The organism is Rhodanobacter sp. MP1X3 (genome assembly GCF_014207165.1).
Lineage (GTDB): Bacteria > Pseudomonadota > Gammaproteobacteria > Xanthomonadales > Rhodanobacteraceae > Rhodanobacter.
This window is the reverse complement of sequence record NZ_JACHCO010000001.1, coordinates 1,508,049-1,526,954: the sequence shown is the minus strand read 5'-3', so window position 1 is coordinate 1,526,954 and position 18,906 is coordinate 1,508,049. Positions and strand designations below refer to the sequence as shown.

The 18,906-nt window shown below is 60.2% G+C and carries 17 protein-coding genes and 1 tRNA gene; 2 read left to right on the top strand and 16 right to left on the bottom strand.

Translation table 11 applies throughout. The features are described 5' to 3' along the window. Positions 1–53: 53 nt before the first annotated feature. Together pip and HDE79_RS06435 are read right to left on the bottom strand one after the other, a co-directional pair. Positions 54–1,010, bottom strand: coding sequence for a prolyl aminopeptidase (gene pip / locus HDE79_RS06440; RefSeq protein ID WP_184601023.1), 957 nt, complete (start codon positions 1,008–1,010; stop codon positions 54–56). Positions 1,011–1,075: 65 nt separating this feature from the next. Next, positions 1,076–2,467: an FAD-binding oxidoreductase gene (locus tag HDE79_RS06435; RefSeq protein WP_184601022.1), complete on the bottom strand. Its 1,392-nt coding sequence runs from the start codon at positions 2,465–2,467 to the stop codon at positions 1,076–1,078. A gap of 121 nt (positions 2,468–2,588) precedes the next feature. On the opposite strand from HDE79_RS06435, the gene serA reads away from it, so the two are divergent. After that, positions 2,589–3,821, top strand: coding sequence for a phosphoglycerate dehydrogenase (gene serA, locus HDE79_RS06430; protein WP_184601021.1), 1,233 nt, complete (start codon positions 2,589–2,591; stop codon positions 3,819–3,821). Positions 3,822–3,891: 70 nt separating this feature from the next. Here the strand turns inward: serA and HDE79_RS06425 are convergent, their stop codons facing one another. From HDE79_RS06425 to map, 14 genes are all read right to left on the bottom strand, one after another. Then, complete coding sequence (locus tag HDE79_RS06425; protein WP_184601020.1) at positions 3,892–4,827, bottom strand: hypothetical protein; 936 nt, start codon at positions 4,825–4,827, stop codon at positions 3,892–3,894. A 427-nt stretch (positions 4,828–5,254) separates the two neighbouring features. Next, positions 5,255–5,331, bottom strand: a tRNA-Pro gene (locus tag HDE79_RS06420). A gap of 68 nt (positions 5,332–5,399) precedes the next feature. Next, positions 5,400–5,756 (bottom strand): MerR family transcriptional regulator, encoded by a 357-nt coding sequence (locus HDE79_RS06415; RefSeq protein WP_056386704.1) that lies wholly within the window; start codon positions 5,754–5,756, stop codon positions 5,400–5,402. Positions 5,757–5,761: 5 nt separating this feature from the next. Then, positions 5,762–6,061 carry an integration host factor subunit alpha gene (gene ihfA / locus HDE79_RS06410; RefSeq protein WP_184601019.1) on the bottom strand — a complete coding sequence of 100 codons (300 nt, stop codon included), beginning with the start codon at positions 6,059–6,061 and terminating at the stop codon, positions 5,762–5,764. Position 6,062: 1 nt separating this feature from the next. After that, the gene (pheT, locus tag HDE79_RS06405; RefSeq protein WP_184601018.1) at positions 6,063–8,441 is read right to left on the bottom strand and encodes a phenylalanine--tRNA ligase subunit beta; all 2,379 of its coding nucleotides are present in this window, start codon (positions 8,439–8,441) and stop codon (positions 6,063–6,065) included. Positions 8,442–8,566: 125 nt separating this feature from the next. Beyond that, a complete protein-coding gene (gene pheS / locus HDE79_RS06400; protein ID WP_184601017.1) occupies positions 8,567–9,562 on the bottom strand; it encodes a phenylalanine--tRNA ligase subunit alpha in 996 nt (331 codons plus the stop codon). A gap of 171 nt (positions 9,563–9,733) precedes the next feature. Further along, the gene (gene rplT, locus HDE79_RS06395; protein ID WP_184601016.1) at positions 9,734–10,093 is read right to left on the bottom strand and encodes a 50S ribosomal protein L20; all 360 of its coding nucleotides are present in this window, start codon (positions 10,091–10,093) and stop codon (positions 9,734–9,736) included. A gap of 16 nt (positions 10,094–10,109) precedes the next feature. After that, a complete protein-coding gene (rpmI, locus tag HDE79_RS06390) occupies positions 10,110–10,307 on the bottom strand; it encodes a 50S ribosomal protein L35 (protein WP_077445148.1) in 198 nt (65 codons plus the stop codon). 232 nt (positions 10,308–10,539) lie between these two features. Then, positions 10,540–11,082, bottom strand: a complete 543-nt coding sequence (gene infC, locus HDE79_RS06385) for a translation initiation factor IF-3 (protein WP_083743671.1) — start codon at positions 11,080–11,082, stop codon at positions 10,540–10,542. Positions 11,083–11,124: 42 nt separating this feature from the next. Further along, the gene (gene thrS / locus HDE79_RS06380) at positions 11,125–13,026 is read right to left on the bottom strand and encodes a threonine--tRNA ligase (protein WP_184601015.1); all 1,902 of its coding nucleotides are present in this window, start codon (positions 13,024–13,026) and stop codon (positions 11,125–11,127) included. Positions 13,027–13,309: 283 nt separating this feature from the next. Continuing rightward, positions 13,310–13,759 carry a CopD family protein gene (locus tag HDE79_RS06375; RefSeq protein WP_184601014.1) on the bottom strand — a complete coding sequence of 150 codons (450 nt, stop codon included), beginning with the start codon at positions 13,757–13,759 and terminating at the stop codon, positions 13,310–13,312. Between the two features lie 65 nt (positions 13,760–13,824). Then, positions 13,825–16,416: a [protein-PII] uridylyltransferase gene (glnD, locus tag HDE79_RS06370; RefSeq protein ID WP_343205916.1), complete on the bottom strand. Its 2,592-nt coding sequence runs from the start codon at positions 16,414–16,416 to the stop codon at positions 13,825–13,827. Positions 16,417–16,512: 96 nt separating this feature from the next. Next, a complete protein-coding gene (locus HDE79_RS06365) occupies positions 16,513–16,836 on the bottom strand; it encodes a hypothetical protein (RefSeq protein WP_184601013.1) in 324 nt (107 codons plus the stop codon). 39 nt (positions 16,837–16,875) lie between these two features. Then, a complete protein-coding gene (gene map, locus HDE79_RS06360) occupies positions 16,876–17,643 on the bottom strand; it encodes a type I methionyl aminopeptidase (protein ID WP_184601012.1) in 768 nt (255 codons plus the stop codon). Between the two features lie 321 nt (positions 17,644–17,964). On the opposite strand from map, the gene rpsB reads away from it, so the two are divergent. Then, the gene (gene rpsB / locus HDE79_RS06355) at positions 17,965–18,840 is read left to right on the top strand and encodes a 30S ribosomal protein S2 (RefSeq protein WP_184601011.1); all 876 of its coding nucleotides are present in this window, start codon (positions 17,965–17,967) and stop codon (positions 18,838–18,840) included. Positions 18,841–18,906 lie beyond the last annotated feature (66 nt).

The window sequence follows — 18,906 nt, the reverse complement described above, 5'->3', positions numbered from 1 at the left end:
GTGGCTCTGCCGCCACCCGAATGGGTCTATCACTCTCGCCGCAGCTCCACCACTCAACTACGGAAGTAGTCCGTGGCTTTGATCAGCTCATCGGTAATCCCAGGCTCGAACGCCGAGTGGCCGGCATCCTGCACGATCTTCAGATCCGCTTCGGGCCACGCACGATGCAGATCCCAGGCGCTACGCATCGGACAGACCACGTCGTAGCGTCCCTGCACGATCACCGCCGGGATATGGCGGATGCGATCGACGTTGCGCAGCAGCTGATCGTCGTGTTCGAGGAAGCCGCCATTGACGAAGTAGTGGCACTCGATACGAGCAAAGGCCAGTGCGAACTCGTCCTCGCCGCTGGAGGCGATGTGCGTGCGGTCCTGCCAAAGATAACTGGTCGCCCCCTCCCACACCGACCAGGCGCGCGCTGCAGCGACGCGCGTTTTCGCGTCAGGGCTGGTGAGGCGGCGGTAATACGCGCTCATCATGTCGGCGCGTTCCACCTCGGGAATCGCATCGCGATAGGTTTCCCACGCATCGGCATAGAGCGAGTTGCAGCCCTCTTGATAGAACCACTCCAGCTCTTTCCGGCGCAGCAGAAAAATGCCGCGCAGCACCAACTCGGTCACCTTGTCCGGATGAGTCTGTGCATAGGCCAGCGCCAGGGTCGATCCCCATGAGCCGCCGAACACCTGCCAGCGCGCGATCGAGAGACGCGTACGTAGCCGCTCGATATCGGCAACCAGATCCCAGGTAGTGTTGTCGGTGAGTTCCGCATGCGGCGTGGACTTGCCGCAGCCGCGCTGGTCGAACAACACGATGCGATAGATGGCTGGATCGAAAAAACGCCGACATTTCGGATTGGTACCGCCGCCCGGACCGCCGTGCAAAAAAACCACCGGCTTGCCCTTCGGATTGCCACTCTCCTCGTAGTACAGCGTGTGCAGCGGAGAGACCGCCAAACTGCCGCTGTTGAAGGGCTCGATCTCGGGATAAAGCGAACGCAATGTCGACGGCATGAAGGCTCCAGGAGGCATGCAAACTCAGCGCACAAGGCTACCACGCAAGGACTTCAGAGCTGATCTCAGTTGTCCATGAAAAGCTTGCCGGGGTTGAGAATACCGTTGGGATCGAACACTTTGCGCACGCCTTTCATCAACATGATTTCTGCTGCGCTGCGGGTGCTTTCCAGATACGCACGCTTGACCAGTCCGATGCCGTGTTCAGCCGAGATGCTGCCGCCGTGACTCTGCAGAGTGGTGGCCAGCAGCCTGGTGACGTGATCGCACTGCGCGACGAATGCCACCTCGTCGAGATCATCCGGCCGCAGCACGTTGATGTGCAGGTTGCCATCACCGATATGACCGAACCAGACCACTTCGATCTGCGGGTACTCGTGCGTGAGCAACGCCTGCATCTCGTGCAGAAATGCCGGCACCGCACTGACTTTCACCGAAACATCGTTCTTGTAGGGCCGATGCGGCGCGAGGCTTTCGGTGATGCCTTCGCGCAAGCGCCATAGTGCAGCCGCCTGCGCATCGCTCTGCGCCAGCACGCCATCGCTGACCCAGCCCTTTTCCACCGCCTGCTCGAAGGTCGCCAACGCAATCTCCTGCGTTTTTTCGTCGACAGCGTCGAATTCGGTCACGACGTAATACGGATAGTCGCCGTCGATCGCTCGTTTCGCGCCGTGCGCCAGTACGTGATGCAGAGCGTGATCGGTGAAAAACTCGAATGCCTGCAACGAGAGTCGCGAACGGAATAGCGCAAACACCTGCATCAACGCATCCATGTCCGGCAGCGCCAGCAACATGACCTGCGATAACGGCGGTGGATCGGTGAGTTTCAATGTCGCCTCGACCACGACACCTAGCGTGCCTTCCGAGCCGATCATCAGCTGGCGAAAGTCGTAGCCGCTGGAGTTCTTGATCAGGCCGCGGTTGAGTTCGAGCAGTTCACCATTGCCCGTAACGACTTTCAACGCCGCGATCCACTCGCGCGTGTTGCCATAGCGGATTACCCGAATGCCGCCCGCATTGGTGGCGATATTGCCGCCGATCGAGCACGAACCGCGGGCGGCAAAATCGACCGGATACAACAAGCCATGTCCGCGCGCGGCATCGTGCACGGCCTGCAGGGTGATGCCCGGCTGCACGGTGAGTGTGCGATCCACCGCATTGAAATCGAGTACGCGATTCATCCGTTCCAGGCTCAACACCAGCTCACCGTTGGCCGCCACCGCGCCGCCGGATAGACCGGTGCGTCCGCCGGAAGGCACCAGCGCAACACTCAACTCGTTGGCCCAGCGCACGATTGCCTGCACTTCATCAACGCTCGACGGCAGCGCGATGGCCAACGGCGTGGGCGTCCATCGGCGGGTCCAGTCGCGGCCGTAATGCTCCAGATCGCCCGGCCCGGTCAGCAGGCGTAGTTCGGGCAGGCGTTGAACCAGTTCGGCGAGCGGACTATCGGACATGCGGGGCTCCAAAGGATCAACAAAGCCTGCCAGCCGCCCGCCATCGCGTCCAGTGCTGCATTGCCACACGACCTGCTGCGCTCTGGCATAGTAAGCCCTCTCATCTGTGTGGAAGGCTGCAATGCAAACCTCGTATCCCCGCCAAGACATCAAGGTGCTGTTGCTTGAGGGCGTCAGCGCCAGCGGCGTCGAGGTTTTTCATCGGGCGGGCTATAGCCATGTCGAGCTGCACACGAAATCACTGCCCGATGCCGAGCTGAAGCAGCGTATCGCCGATGCGCATATCGTCGGCATCCGCTCGCGCACCCAGCTCAGCGAAGACGTGCTGACGCACGCCAAGCGGCTGATCGCGGTGGGCTGCTTCTGTATCGGTACCAATCAGGTCGATCTCGGCGCCGCGCGCAAGCTAGGCATTCCGGTATTCAACGCGCCCTACTCGAATACTCGAAGTGTCGCGGAACTGGTCATCGCCGAGGCGATCATGCTGTTGCGTGGCATCCCGCAGAAGAACGCGCTATGCCATCGCGGCGGCTGGACCAAGTCCGCCGCTGGAAGCTTCGAAACGCGCGACAAGGTGCTCGGCATCGTCGGCTACGGGCATATCGGCACCCAGGTCGGCGTGTTGGCCGAGGCGCTGGGTATGCGGGTGATCTTTTATGACATTGAAGCCAAGTTGTCGCTGGGCAATGCACGTGCCGTGCACAGCATGGACGAGCTGCTGGAACGCGCCGACGTGGTGACCCTGCACGTACCGGAAACACCAGCGACGCAGATGATGATCGGTGTGGAACAGCTGGCGAAGATGCATGCCGGCGCGATGCTGATCAACGCCTCGCGCGGCACCGTGGTGGATATCGACGCACTGGCCGAAGCGCTGCGCGCGGGTCACCTTGCCGGTGCCGCGGTCGACGTATTCCCGATCGAGCCGAAGGGTAACGACGATGCGTTCGTCTCCCCACTGGTCGGCATGGACAACGTCATCCTGACTCCGCACATCGGCGGCAGCACGCTGGAAGCACAGGACAATATCGGCATCGAAGTCGCCAGCAAGTTGATCCGCTACAGCGACAACGGCTCGACCCTGTCAGCGGTAAATTTCCCCGAAGTGACTTTGCCGGAACACCCGAGCAGTCGTCGCCTGCTGCACATTCATCGCAATGTGCCAGGCATACTGTCACGCATCAACGAGCTGTTCTCGGCCGGCAACATGAACATCGACGCCCAGTTCCTGCAGACCGATGCCGAGGTGGGCTACGTGGTGATCGATGTTACCGCCGACGCGGCCCAGGCGACCGCGCTGAAGGAAAAGCTGGCCGCGATTCCGGGTACATTGCGTACCCGCGTATTGTATTGAGCTGGCATTGAGTGGGCAAAGGCTTCGCATGGGAGCGAAGCCTTTGCGGTCATCAAGTGCCTTCGTTATATCACCACGGCGTAGCGACGAATCCGTGGTTATTGCCGGCCGCATCAGTATATTGGCCGACTGCCACGCCGAAATTATTGATGTTGGTGACATACGTCGTCGCCGCGCCAGGCACGTCGAGACTCTGGTATTGGCCACGCGTCCGCACGAAGCCGTGAATTCCTCCCGATGTGTCGAAGTACTCGCCGGCGATCTGGCCTACATCGTTGATCGCATACACGATCGTGGCAGCTGTTCCCGCGATCGGCACGTCGATCGATGTAATCTGCCCGCCCAAACTGCGATAGAAACCATGCACATCGCTTTGACTGGTGTCCCAGAAGCCGACCATCTCGCCGCTGCCGTTGTTACCCAGCGGATATGTTTCGCGCGATCCGGCGACGTCGATCAGCGTGTCCTGGCCGTCCTGGCGCAATATCCCATGGGCATAACCATGGTCGCCCCAGTACACGCCGGTTATGGCACCGGAAAGACTGACGCCATCGACGTTTGAGCTAGGGTGCCCCGGAAAATCGATCTTTGTGACCTGCCCCCACTGCAATAGCAACCCGTGCTGTAGACCCGATGTGTCGGCATAGTCGATAAAGATCACGCCCAAATTGTTGGGCCCGCCGGCGGCGCTGAAATTGTTGCTACCGATCAAACCGCCCGGATTGAGTGCCTCGAAATGACCAAGGCGATAAAGCATGGCGTGTGGCTGGAGACCACTCAGATTGTATTGACCGGTTATTTCGCCAAAATCGTTGATCCCAAATAGAATCGTATCCGAGGCACCCGGATAGTCGAGCGTCCGATAGGTGTAGTGCGCCTGGTGTGCAGTGACATTCGCGCCAGCGCTGGGGGCAGGAACGGTCGCACTGGCGGATCCGGCAAATACGAAAGTAAAGACAGCGGCTGTCTGTGCAAGACGACGGCATAAAGTACGGTGATTCGACATGGCTTCAATCCTTGGCTGAAAGAAAGTGCGACGGCGCTCCGAAGGCGCGCTGCCTTCCGAAACTTCACCATCTCTTACTAAAGCGCAAAAACACCATCGATACCGACATGCGGTTGATGCACCGTGTCGGCGGCAGTCCATTGTTAGACTGCGCACACAAATGAACATCACGGAATTCCTCGCACGAGCCGTGCAAGGCAACAATGCGGCAATGGACGCATTGATTTCGAAGGTCTATCCATCAATGCGCCAACTTGCAAACCGCTAGCGCGTGCGCGAAGTGGCGCATACCGGAACGCTGCGCAGCCGGGTGCTCTATTGAGCTAACCCGGGCACGGAAACAGAGGCCGCAACGCTATTGTTCCCCATTTCACGTTTTCAATAAAAAAGCGCCCAAGGGCGCTTTTTTATATACCAGTCACTGTAATGGTCGGGGCGGCGGGATTCGAACCCACGACCCTCTGCCCCCCAGGCAGATGCGCTACCAGGCTGCGCTACGCCCCGACGAAACAGCAAGTCCGAAATTGTAGCAGCTCACCGGACATTGCCGGTAGCTGCCGATGCGATGGATTTCAGCGACGCAACAGCGTCAGCACTTCTTCCAGTTCCATCCGCACCTGGCGCACGATCTGGTGCGAGATACTCGCCTCCATGCGCGCCTGCGGACCTTCGAGCCGCGCACGTGCGCCAGTGATAGTGAAACCCTCGTCGTACAGTAACGAACGGATCTGCCGGATCATCAGCACGTCGTGTCGTTGGTAATAGCGACGATTGCCGCGACGCTTGACCGGATTGAGCGCCGGAAACTCCTGCTCCCAGTAACGCAACACATGGGGTTTTACACCGCACAACTCGCCGACTTCACCGATGGTGAAATAGCGCTTGGCCGGGATGGCAGGTAGTTCTGTATTATTCCCTTGATCCAGCATAGTCGTTATTCCCTTGGTCCAGCATAGCCCTCGACTCTTACCTTGAGTTTCTGCCCTGGACGGAACGTCACCACACGTCGGGCGGAAATTGGAATCTCCTCACCGGTTTTCGGGTTACGCCCAGGCCGCTGGTTTTTCAAACGCAGATCGAAATTGCCGAAACCGGACAACTTCACCTGCTCCCCGTTTTCCAATGCTCCGCGAATTTCCTCAAAGTAAGCATCCACGAATTCCTTCGCTTCACGCTTGTTGAGACCTACTTCGAGGAATAGCCGCTCGGCCATCTCCGCCTTGGTCAGCGCCATGTCATCCTCGCAGCTTTGCCTTGCATGTCAGCTCCAACGCAGCTATCGCTTCTCGTACGCAACGGTCCGCGTCGTCGTCAGTAAGGGTGCGTGAAGCGTCCTGTAAAATCAAGCCCATAGCGAGACTTTTTCGGCCGGCTTCGACACCTTTGCCGCTATAACGGTCAAACAGCTGCAGTTCCTGCAGCCGCGTACCCAGCGTGATGCGGACTATTTGCTCGATCTGCGACCAGCTGACTTCTTCGGGCAGATCCATCGCGATATCGCGGCGGACCGCAGGAAATCGCGATATCGGCAGGCCTTTCGGCAGGCGTCGCGCCAGTACCGGTTCCAGCGCCAGCTCCAGCACGTGCACGTCGGCGCCCAGATCGAGCGCCTTGGCCAGTTGCGGATGCAAGGCACCCAGATACCCCACCGTTTCGCCATCACGCACCACGCGTGCCGAGCGGCCTGGATGCAGCCAGCCCGGCAAGCCGTCCGCGTGCACCGACCAGCGTCCCGGTTCGCCACCCCATGCGATCAAGGCATCGAGATCACCCTTGATGTCGTGAAAGTCGAGCGGCCGCGACGGCTCGCCCCACTGCTCCGCACGAGCGTTGCCGCAGGCGACGATGGCCACGCTAGGCGTTTCGACCGGTGGGTTACCCGCTTCAAATACTCGCGCCACTTCGAACAGACGCACCCGGCCTTGCTGCCTTGCCCGATTGTGACGCAAGGCTTCGATCAAACCCGGCAATAGCGATGGCCGCATGATCGCCAGATCCGCGGACAACGGATTGGCCAGCGGTACGAGCCGATCAGTAAAACCCCACTGCGCCAGCAGATCCGCCGCCACGAACGACAGATTCACCGCTTCGTAATAGCCACGTGCCGCCAGCTGCTCGCGCAACGCCAGTTCGTTGATGCGCGCCTCTGGCTCAACCGCCAGCACCAAGGCGCCGGTTGGCGTATGCGTGGGTATATTGTCGTAGCCGAAGATACGCGCGATCTCTTCGATCAGATCTTCTTCGCGCTCGATGTCGAAGCGACTGCTCGGCGCGGTGATGCTCCAGCCCTCACCATTCGATTCGACCCGCATGCCGAGCGCGATAAAAATGCGCGCCACTTCGGCGTCAGCGACTTCAACGCCGAGTACGCGCTGCAGGCGCGAACGACGCAGAGTTACCGCAACAGGCTGCGGCAGATCGGCAAGGTTTTCGGCGACCAGCACGGGACCAGCCTTGCCGCCAGCAATCGACAGCAGCAGCTCGGTGGCCCGCTCCAGCGCACGCAGCGGCAGCTCGGGATCGACGCCACGCTCGAAGCGGTGCGAAGCATCGGTATGCAAACCCAGTTTGCGCGCGCGGCCCATGATCGCGGCCGGCACAAAATGGGCAGACTCCAGGAATACGTTCTGCGTGGCGTCGGTAACGCGCGAATCAAAACCGCCCATCACACCGGCAACAGCCAACGCATTGTTCTCGTCGGCGATCAGCACAAACTTTTCGTCAAGCTTGGCCTCGCTGCCATCGAGCAGCTTCAGCGTTTCACTCGCCCGCGCGTGGCGCACAACGATGTCGCCTTGAAGCTTGTCGTTATCGAACGCATGCATCGGCTGACCCAGCTCCAGCATCACGTAGGCGGTGATATCGACAACAGCGCTGATGGAGCGCAAACCGGAGCGACGCAAACGCTCGGCAAGCCACAGTGGACTGCGCGCTGCCGGGTCGATGCCCTCGACGATGCGCCCCAGATAACGTGGCGCATCTCTGCCAGCCTCGAGACGAATACCGCGGCGCGCATTACTCGTTATCGGAGCAGCTGTCTGATCATTGACCTTCACGGCACTGCCGAACAACGCGGCCACATCGTGCGCCAGACCAACCAGGCCGAGGCAATCAGGGCGGTTCGGCGTAAGCTTCAATTCGAAGCTTGCATCGGGCAGGCCAAGATAATCCGCCAGTGGTTTACCAACGGGCGCATCGACTGGTAGCTCCAACAAGCCGGACGCATCGGCGTCAAGATCCAGCTCTTTCGCCGAACAAAGCATGCCAAACGATTCCACCCCACGCAGCTTCGCCGCCTTGATCGCGATGCCGTTGGGCAGGCTCGCACCGACCTTGGCCAGCGGAACCTTGATACCGACACGCGCGTTCGGCGCTCCGCAGACGATCTGCAGTGTCTCGCCCCGCCCCGCATCGACTTTGCAAATCTGCAAACGGTCCGCCTCAGGATGCTTTTCGGCAGCGACGATCTTGGCCACAACGACGCCGCTGAGGCTTTCACCAAGCGGCGTCAACTCTTCGACCTCAAGCCCGGCCATGGTCAACGCGTGAGCAAGCTCTGCGCGGTCAGCTTTGATCTCGACAAGTTCACGCAGCCAGTTTTCGGAGAATTTCATAGATGCTCACTGTGTTCGAAGAGCAGGTCGAGAAACGAGTAGCGAGGACGCAGAATCCAACCTTGCGTTAGCGGCAGCGCTAAAGCCCTTACTACTCGCCCCTCATCTCCCGTCCCTTTAATGCTTTAGGCAAACTGCTTGAGGAAGCGCAGATCGTTCTCAAAGAACGCGCGCAGATCGGAGACGCCGTAGCGAAGCATCGCGAAACGCTCCACACCCAAGCCGAATGCGAAGCCCGTGTAACGCTCCGGATCGATACCGCAGTTTTTCAGCACGTTCGGATGCACCATGCCGCAGCCCAGCACTTCGAGCCAGCGCGTGGAGCCGTCCTCGGCATCCCAGCGAATATCGACTTCAGCCGACGGTTCGGTAAACGGGAAGTAGCTCGGACGAAAACGCATCTCGAAGTCGCGTTCGAAAAACGCGCGGATGAATTCGGCCAACGTGCCTTTGAGATCGGCAAAGCTGGAGGTTTCGTCGATCAACAGGCCTTCGATCTGATGGAACATCGGCGAGTGGGTCTGATCCGAATCGCTGCGGTAGACCTTGCCGGGCGCAATGATGCGGATCGGCGGCTGCTTGTCCTCCATCGAACGGATCTGCACTGGCGAGGTATGCGTGCGCAGCAAACGGCCGTCACCAAAGTAGAACGTGTCGTGCATCGCACGCGCCGGATGATGCGGCGGGAAGTTCAGCGCCTCGAAGTTGTACCAGTCGTCCTCGATCTCGGGACCATCGGCGCGCTGGTAGCCCAGTCGCGAAAAGATCGACGCAATGCGTTCCAACGCCCGGGTGATCGGATGGATACCGCCGCGCTCGCCATCGCGACCAGGAAGACTGATATCCAGCTTCTCTGATGCCAGCCGGCGATCCAGCTCGACCTGCTCCAACATCTGCTTGCGCGCTGCCAGCGCATCGGCCAGACGGTCCTTGACCGTGTTGACCTCGGCACCGCGCGCCTTGCGGGCATCGGGCGCCAGAGCACCAAGTTCTTTCAATGCAGCGGTGACGATGCCGCTCTTGCCCAGCAAGCTGACACGCAGCGCGTCGAGCGCGTCGAGCGTATCGGCTTTGTCGATTTCGGCCAGCGCCTGTGCAGCGCGGCTTTCCAGGTCGTCCATCAATGCGACTCCGGTGTTGCCTAATGAAATGGATCCAGCGGTGGATCCGATGATTCCCCAACGAACCTATTCCACAAACACGGTATTCCACAAACAAAACGGGGAAGAGGTTTTGGCCTCTTCCCCGCTTGACGTTGCATCATACCGCGCTGGCGCCGAAGCACCCGACGATCAAGCGGCCAGACTGGCCTTGGCTTTCTCGGCGATCACTTCAAATGCCTTGATGTCGTGCACGGCGATGTCAGCCAGCACCTTGCGGTCGACTTCGATACCGGCCTTGGTCAGGCCATTGATCAGGCGACTGTAGGACAGGCCGAACATGCGTGCCGCGGCATTGATACGGACGATCCACAGCGCGCGGAACTGACGCTTGCGCTGCTTGCGGCCGATATACGCGTACTGACCCGCCTTGATGACGGCCTGGTTGGCAACGCGGAAGACCTTGCGGCGGGCGTTGTAATAGCCCTTGGCACGACCGATAACTTTTTTGTGACGACGACGGGCGGTAACGCCACGCTTTACACGAGCCATGGTTTATCTCCTCGTCTTACAAGTACGGCAACATGCGCGCTACACCCTTGGTGTCACACGCCTTGAGATGATTCGGTGCACGCAGACCACGCTTACGCTTGGTCGACTTCTTGGTCAGGATGTGTGACTTGAAGGCGTGGCCGCACTTGATCTTGCCCGACGCGGTCTTGCGAAAACGCTTCGCCGCCGCCCGGTTGGTCTTGATCTTGGGCATAACTGTTTCCTTGTGTGGGAACGCCTGTTTGAGTTGGCGTCCCGGTTTCTGACTGATCTGGCGGTGTCTCGGACTCAGAGGAATCCGGCCACGCTTTCCGTCCTGCCATGATCGGTGCACGACCCATCCGGCGGGTCGAACCGCGAATTGTACGGGTAAACCCGCTTTGATGCCAGCTAGACATGCAAACGCAGCCGCATGTGGAAAAGGCAGCCTGAGGCTGCCTTTTCTTTTACTGCTTCTTCTTGGGGCCGATCATCATGACCATCTGGCGCCCTTCCAGCCGCGGGAAGGACTCGATCTGGCCGTTCTCGCCGACGTCTTCCTGAATCTTCTTGGCCAGGTTCTGGCCCAGATCCTGATGCGACATCTCGCGACCACGGAAGCGGATGGTGACCTTGACCTTGTCCCCTTCCTCAAGGAAACGCAGCATGTTGCGCAGCTTGATCTGGTAGTCGCCCACGTCCGTGACCGGACGGAACTTCACTTCCTTGATCTCGACCTGCTTCTGCTTCTTCTTGGCGGCCTGCGCCTTCTTCTGGGCTTCGAACTTGAACTTGCCGTAGTCCATGATGCGGCAGACCGGCGGATCGCCGTTCGGCTGGATCTCGACCAGGTCCATGCCCGCTTCCTGCGCCAGCGCCAGCGCCTCGTCGCGGGTCAGAATGCCAAGCTGTTCGGCTTCGGCACCAATCACACGTACCCGTGGCACACGGATTTCTAGGTTGCGACGATTGCCTTTGTTGTCGGTGGTTGCGATACCACGATCCTCCAGAAGAAGTAAGAAAAACTGACCGCCAAAGCTGAGTGTTTGGGCTCAGCGCTTGGTTTCGGTCACCAGTCGTTCGGCAAAGTCGGCCAGCGACATGCTGCCCAGGTCCTCACCCGAACGGGTACGCACGGCTAGGGTACCCGTTTCTTTCTCGCGGTCACCGACCACGAGCAAATAAGGCACTTTCTGCATCGTATGTTCGCGGATTTTATAGCCGACCTTCTCATTGCGCAAATCGGACTGCACCCGGAAACCTTTATCGACAAGGGTTTGCGTCACTTCCCGGACATAATCGCCCTGCGCGTCGGTGATATTGAGCACCACCGCCTGTACCGGAGCCAGCCAGGACGGCAGCAGTCCCGCGTGATGTTCGATCAGGATGCCGATGAAGCGCTCCATCGAGCCGACGATGGCCCGATGCAGCATCACCGGGTGCTTTTTCTGCGAATGCTCGTCCACGTACTCGGCGTCGAGGCGCTCGGGCATCATGAAATCCACCTGCATGGTGCCCACCTGCCAGGCGCGGCCGATCGAATCCTTCAGGTGGTACTCGATCTTGGGCGCGTAGAAGGCGCCCTCGCCCGGCAGCTCCTCCCACTCCACGCCGGCGGCACGCAGTGCCCGGCGCAACATTTCCTCGGTGCGATCCCAGAATTCGTCCGAGCCAATCCGCTTTTCCGGTCGCAGCGCCAGCTTGATGGCGAGGTCGGTAAAGCCGAAGTCCGCATAGACCTTCATGGCCTGCAGATGGAATGCCGTGACCTCGGCTTCCACCTGTTCCGGCGTGCAGAAAATATGCCCGTCGTCCTGCGTGAAGGCGCGCACGCGCATGATGCCGTGCAGTGCGCCCGATGGCTCGTTGCGATGGCAGCCGCCGAATTCGCCGTAGCGGATCGGCAGTTCGCGATAGCTGTGCAGGCCGGTGTTGAATACCTGCACGTGGCCAGGGCAGTTCATCGGCTTCAATGCATACGTGTGCTTTTCCGACTCGGTAAAGAACATGTTCTCGGCGTAGTTGTCCCAGTGCCCGGACTTTTTCCAGAGCGACACATCCAGCACCATCGGGCAGCGCACTTCCTGATAACCGCTGCGCTTGTAGACACTGCGCATGTACTGCTCGACCTGCTGCCAGATCGCCCAGCCGTTGGGGTGCCAGAACACCATGCCCGGGCTTTCTTCCTGCTGATGGAACAGGTCGAGCTGCTTGCCGATCTTGCGATGGTCGCGCTTCTCGGCTTCTTCCAGCTGGAACAGGTAAGCCTTCAAATCCTTGTCGTTGAGCCACGCAGTGCCGTAGATGCGGGTCAGCATCGCGTTGTTGGAATCGCCGCGCCAGTAGGCACCGGCCACCTTCATCAGCTTGAACGCGCGCAGCTTGCCGGTATTGGGCACATGCGGGCCACGGCACAGGTCGGTGAACTCGCCCTGCGTATACAGCGACAGCGCCTGATCGGCCGGAATACCCTCAATGATTTCGGCCTTGTACTCCTCGCCCATGCCGCGAAAAAACGCCACGGCTTCGTCGCGCGATTTGACGTCGCGCGTCACCGGCAGCTGCTCGGCAACGATCTTGGTCATCTCCGCCTCGATCTTCGGCAGATCGTCGGGCGTGAACGGTCGCTCGTAGGCGAAATCGTAGAAAAAGCCGTTGTCGATCACCGGACCGATCGTCACCTGCGCGCCGGGATAAAGGCGTTGCACGGCCTGCCCCATCAGATGCGCGGTGGAATGGCGCAGGATATCCAGCGCCTCGGGACTCTTGTCAGTGATGATCTGCAGGCTGGCGTCATGCTCGATCGGAAAGGCGGCATCGACCAGTTGGCCGTCGACCTTGCCGGCCAGCGTCGCCTTGGCCAGACCGGCGCCAATCGAGGCGGCCACGTCCTGCACGGTAACGGGGTGATCGAACGGCCGCTTGCTGCCGTCGGGTAGCGTGATTTCAATCATGGGAGTACCTGGGCATTCGCGCTTGAAGCGTGCGTTGATTAAAAAGTTGGCCTGAAGGCTGTCTTGGCAACCCGTCCAGACAGTGGACAAAAAGAAAGGGCATAACGCCCTCTGTTTTTGGAAAACAAGGCGTTGAGAATCAGCGGTGGTAGCGGGTAGTTGCCATGTCGCACGCTCGGCCGGCGCAAAGCGCGGGCCACCTTGTCTCGTCGGTTATTTTGTTGGCGATCAGTTTAGCGCAAATTCGCGGCCAAACCTCGTCTACGATGCCCCCGCCGCCATCTCAAAACGGCTTGGCGACAGCCAGGTAAAGCACACCAAGCAGAAGCAGCACCGGTAGTTCATTGGTCCAGCGCAACGCTTTCGACGTGGGCAGCACGCCGCCCGCGGCCGCACGCTTGAGCATGCGTCCGCACAGGATGAAATAGATCAGCAGCACGATCACCAGGGTCACCTTGGCATCGATCCAGTGCATCGGTCCGACCACGTTCGGTAGCGCAGAGGGAAACACGCGCCAGCCTTGCCATAACGTCAGCCCCATGACGAAAGCGAGACCAAACATGATGTGACCGAAGCGATACAGTCGGCGACCCATCAGCTGCAAACGTGCCTGCACCGGTGGCTGCCCCACTGTCTCAGCCATGTTCACCAGGATCCGCGGCAAGTAAAAAACCGCTGCCATCCACGCGACAACAAACAACAAATGCAGCGTTTCTATAAACGTGTAGGTCATGGCTGGAGTGCGAGTGGCCGCTGCGATGTGCAGCTATCACGATGATAGCGCGGACGTCATGCCGATCAATCCCGCACGGGGCCGATGCTGGACATCAGCGCTTGCAACAGCCTCCCCTGCTGCACGGCGTTCAGCGGCGCGTTGTGACGGTCGGTGATCTGGAAAAAATCCTCCACGCGCTCACCGAAGGTCGCGATACGCGCGTCGTGCACCCGCACTTCGGTATTGAGCATGACCTGCGCCACGGCAGCCAGCAGACCCGGGCGGTCCGCGCCGACCAGCGCGAGCTGGGTTCGGTCACCGGCGGCATGGAAGCTGATTCGCGGCGGCGTCTGGAAGTGCTTCTGATGGCGCGTCATGTTGCGCTTGCACGGCTGCATTCCGGTGGGATGTTCCAGTTCGCGCTGCAGCCGCTGCTGGAGTTCCTGAGCCCGAGCCGCGCTGGCCGGCTGCTGCGTGTCGGCCTCCAGCAGCAGGAACGTGTCCAGCGCCATGCCAGTCGGCGAACTCAGGATGCGCGACTCCATCACCGAAAAACGCAGCCGGTCCAGCACGGCGGTGACAGTCGCAAACAGGCCATCGCGATCGGGCGTGTAAACAAATAGCTCGGTGCTTCCACGTACCGAAAAGGGCTGTACGGCCACCAACGGAACTGCGCCGTTTGCCACCAGGATCGCCCGCGTTTGCCAGGCGATCTGCTCGGGTCGGTGACGCATGAAACTCAATTGCGGGAAATCGGCCCATACGTGGACAACGTCGATCTCGGCGTAGCCCTCGTTCATCAGCAACGCCAGCGCGTGTTCGGAGCATTCACGCACGCGTTCATTGGCATCACGCGGCAGGTTGACATCGCTGCGCAGCGCATAACGAGTGGCGGTATAAAGATCGGAAAGCAGCCGATCCTTCCACGCGTTCCACAGGCGCGGACTCGTACCGATGATGTCGGCGATGGTCAGCAGATACAGCTGACCGAGGCGTTCCCGATCGTCGACGAGATCGGCAAAGCGCTGCACCACATCGGGGTCGGTAATATCCTGGCGTTGTGCGGTAGTGCTCATCAGCAGATGCCAGCGCACCAACCAGGCCACCCGCTCGGTATCGGCGCGAAGCAAGCCCAGCTGCGTGCAAAACGTGCGGGCATCCTCTTCGCCAAGCGTGGAATGATCGCCGCCACGACCTTTCGCGATGTCGTGGAACAACGCCGCCAGCAGCAGAATTTCCGGCTTCGGCAACGCGCGCCAAATCGGACACGCAACAGGGAACTCCGTTTTTGCCGCCGGCTCTGCAAAACGCGCCACGTTGCGAAGCACGCGCAGCGTATGCTCATCGACCGTATAGACATGGAACAAGTCGTACTGCATGCGACCGAAGACCATGCCAAAAGCCGGCAGAATCGCCGCCAGCAAGCCGTGCCGGTTCATGCTCCACAGTGCGTCGACCGCGGGCGCGCCGCGGCGAAGCAGGATCAGAAATGCATCCAGTACACCGCGATCGGTCGACAGCAATTCGCCATGCGAAGCGGTTGCCTGATGGATGCGACGCATGGTGTCGGCAGTGAAGCCGATGACCCCAGGCTGATCGAGCCGCTCGATGAATATGTCCACCAACGCCGAAGGCCGTCGCATGAAAAGCTGCGGATCGCGCGCGGCCAGACGCGTGCCGTAACGCACAAAGTCGACGCCCGCAGCCTGGGCTTCGAGAGGTGTTTCCAGCATTTCCTCGAAGCGCTCGGCCACTTGCACCCCGAGACGCTCGATCTGGGTCGCAGCGCGGTAATAGCCCTGCATGAACTGTTCGACGCCCAGATTTTTTTCGTGTTCGTCCTCGAAGCCCAGTCGCGTGGCCAGCCCACGCTGGTAATCGAACAACAGACGTTCTTCGGCGCGACCGGCCTCAAGATGCAGGGCGTAGCGATAATGTTGCAACGTCGCTTCGGATTCTTCGAGCGCCAGTTGCTCCGCAGCGTCCAGCAAACCCTCGGTCACCAGATCAGCAAATCCGTTCGCATGTGCCAACCGTCGACCGAGCCAGCGCAGCGCGTCGAGCGTGCGCAGACCGCCCGGACCATCCTTGAGGTTGGGTTCCAGATTGTGGGCCGTATCGTCGTAACGGGCATGACGCGCATCGCGTTCGGCCAGCCGCGCCGCCAGATATTTTGTCGGCGGCCACAGCTCCGGGTCGTCAATGATTCCGCGTAGCCGGTCGCCCAACAGCTGATCACCGGCCAATCGACGTGCGTCCAGCAGGCTGGTGAACACACTCAAATCCCTGGATGCCAGATCACGGCATTGCGCCGTATCGCGTACGGCGTGTCCTACCTTCAGGCCAACATCCCACAGCGTGGCGAAAAACTGTTCCAGCGCGCGCAAGCGCGCAGGCGCCGGCGCTTCGACCAGGGCCAGCAAATCCACATCCGAATACGGAAACAACAGGCCACGGCCAAACCCACCCACGGCAAACAGCGCCGCGCCGCTGACATCGCCCAGGCAAGCCATCCATACGTGCGCGACCACGCGTTCCACCGATTCACCACGTCGACGTGCCAGCAACGTGGCATCGCCACCATCGCGAAAGGCCGTGGTCAGGGTGCGATTGACATCACCCAGCAGCTGTCGCAATGCCAGGCGCGCCTCGGCCGATACGCCAGAACGAGGCACAGCCACCGGCAAGCGCGGCAGCGGTGGTAAATCGACGAGCGTGAAACGGGATGCTTCGATGATTGCGACTTCCAGTACAAATCAGCCAGTAAAAATCTAAGTCACGCCACGCTGTTTTTTGCGAGAGAGGATTACAAACAATCGAGAAAGGATTAGACCCAACACACCCGTCACGATAGTGACAAAAAAGCTATCAATCACTGGGTGAGCCGGCTTGATTAAGCGAATTAGCGTGAATGAAAGGCTAAAATTAGCTGCCCCCATCAACAATAGCGCGCTAACCAACAGCGACGTGTACAAACGTCGTGACAGGCGCCGTTTTTGCTCGTCAGCAACTTTAATACTGACTGGAATCCAAAAAATGATCAGATGAATCATCAGCAAAAACGCCAAGGACACGGGGAAAAGAATTTTCCACATGTTCTTCCTGGACCACATGCTCCTAGCATGCTTCATAGCTCAAACCGCGTCGGGCCACGCTGTGAGTATCTCGAAACCATCGTCCGTGACCGCGATGGTGTGTTCCCACTGTGCCGAGAGCGAGTGATCCTTGGTCACCACGGTCCAGCCATCCGGCAACTGGCGGGTCTGCGGCTTGCCGGCGTTGATCATCGGCTCGATGGTGAAGGTCATGCCTTTCTTCAATTCGACGCCAGCGCCCGGCTTGCCGTAATGCAGGACCTGCGGCTCGTCGTGGTAAACCTTGCCGATGCCATGGCCGCAGTACTCGCGCACTACGCTGAAACCCGCCGCCTCGGCATGCTGCTGGATCGCATGACCGACATCGCCCAGTGTGGCGCCGGGGCGCACGGCCTTGATGCCATTCATCATCGCTTCGAAGGTCGTATCGACCAGCCGCTTGGCCAGCACCGAAGGCGTGCCGACGAAATACATGCGGCTGGTATCACCGTGCCAGCCGTCCTTGATCACGGTGACGTCCAGATTGACGATATCGCCATCCTTCAGCACCTTGCCCTCGTTCGGAATGCCATGGCAGATCACGTGGTTGACCGAGGCACATAGCGTCTTGGGAAACCCGTGATAGCCAACATTGGCCGGAATCGCCTGCTGCACGTTGACAATATAGTCGTGGGCGAGACGATCAAGCTCCTCGGTGGTCACACCGGGCTTGACGTGATCCTTGAGCATGGCAAGCACATCGGCGGCCAGTTTGCCCGCGACGCGCATGCCTTCGAGGTCTTCGGAATTTTTGAGGGTAATGGCCATAGTCATGCCTAGATGGCGCCTCAAGTACGGCGGTTCAACCAATGAATCGCCACAACTTGCTGCACTGCCGGCGCACCGGCTACAATTCGGGAGTTTTGCTGACCTGACGTAGCCGTTTCATTGGATCTGCGCAGCGCAAAGCGTACCGGGATTGTAACCGCCAAGCGGTTCAATACCCAACCAACGCCACACACGTATCGGCACCGCCTTCGGGGTGCTGCGCTCGATCCCTCCACTCAATGGGACGTTCGCGGTCGAAGTCGGGGGTACGTGGAGGTCCCAACCCCCAGACCTTTTAAGGTCATTGCAAGGAGTTTCACCATGGCACAAGTCACCATGCGTCAAATGCTCGAAGCCGGCGTCCATTTCGGTCACCAGACCCGTTACTGGAACCCCAAGATGGCTCCGTACATCTTCGGCGCCCGCGGCAAGATCCACATCATCAATCTGGAAAAGACCCTGCCGCTGTTCACCGACGCGATGAATTTCCTGTCGGCGCTGGCGCAGAAGCGCGGCACCATCCTGTTCGTCGGCACCAAGCGTTCGGCTCGCGAGCCGTTGGCTGAAGAGGCTGCACGCGCCGGTATGCCGTATGTCACCTCACGCTGGCTCGGCGGCATGCTGACCAACTTCCGCACTGTCAAACAGTCCGTATCGCGCCTGAAAGAGCTGGAAGCCGCCGAGACCGACGGTTCGTTCGAGAAGCTGGTCAAGCACGAAGTGCTGTCCCGCCGTCGCGAGCGCGACAAGCTGCAGGCTTCGCTGGGCGGCATCAAGGACATGAACCGTCTGCCCGACGCGCTGTTCGTGGTCGATATCGGCCATGAAGACATCGCCGTGCAGGAAGCCAAGAAGCTCGGCATCCCGGTGATCGCCGTGGTCGACACCAATTACAACCCGGAGCTGGTCGATTACGCCATCCCGGGCAACGATGACGCCATCCGCGCGATCCAGCTGTACGCCCGCGCCGCCGCCGACTCGATCCTGGAAGGCAAGGCCGCTGCTCCGGCTGCTGCCCAAGGCGATGCCAACGATTTCGTTGAGCTCGACGAGGAAGGCAATCCGGTCGCCAAGGTAGACCGCAAGCCGGCCGCTCCGCGCCGTGATGCCGCTCCCAAGAAGGGTGCCGGCGCTCCGCGTCGCGAAGGTGGTCGCGATGGTGGCCGTGGCCCGCGCGATGGCGCCTCAGCCAAGTAAGCCAGTGCAGCGACGGCTTCGCGCCGTCGCGACACCCTAGAAATATTCGCGCCGCTGCGGGCAACC